The sequence below is a fragment of the Acinetobacter sp. Colony158 genome, from assembly GCF_019264745.1.
Classification (GTDB): domain Bacteria; phylum Pseudomonadota; class Gammaproteobacteria; order Pseudomonadales; family Moraxellaceae; genus Acinetobacter; species Acinetobacter ursingii.
This window is the reverse complement of the sequence record NZ_CP078523.1, coordinates 2,408,832-2,409,358: the sequence shown is the minus strand read 5'-3', so window position 1 is coordinate 2,409,358 and position 527 is coordinate 2,408,832. Positions and strand designations below refer to the sequence as shown.

Sequence of the window (527 nt, the reverse complement as noted above, 5' to 3'; positions counted from 1 at the left end):
TCTGCTTTGTCCTTTTTCGATAAAGCTGCGATTTTTTTATCCAGAATGTTTTCTTTCGCAGTCGCGATAATTCCCAAACGCCAGCCAGTAGCGCCAAAATATTTGGAGAATGAATACACTAAAATGGTATTTTCGGGGCAAATCGCAAATAAAGATTTAAAGTTATCTGCAAACGTTCCGTACACATCATCAGTTAAGATCATTAAGTCAGGACGTTTTTTGACAATATCCGCCAAAATTTCCAGACCTTCATCGCTCATTTTTACAGAAGGTGGATTACTTGGATTAACGAGAAAAAAGGCTTTAATCGAAGGATCTTCGAGTTTGCGTAATTCAGATTCTGGATATTGCCATCCCATATTTGGATCTGCATGAATCAACACTTCTTCAAGCTGATAATCATTTAACTCTGGGATTTCAAGATATGGCGTAAAAACAGGAACACCAATTGCAATTTTATCACCATAGTCAATGAGCTTATTTTCTTTTAAAGAGTTGAAAATATACGCCATTGCAGCCGTACCACC

1 protein-coding gene is annotated in these 527 nt (G+C 37.2%); it reads right to left on the bottom strand.

Going from position 1 to position 527, the window contains the following annotated elements; all coding sequences use genetic code 11:
• A partial coding sequence (locus tag JR005_RS14820) for an aminotransferase class I/II-fold pyridoxal phosphate-dependent enzyme (protein ID WP_228731678.1) occupies nucleotides 1-527 on the bottom strand: 527 nt, incomplete at both ends.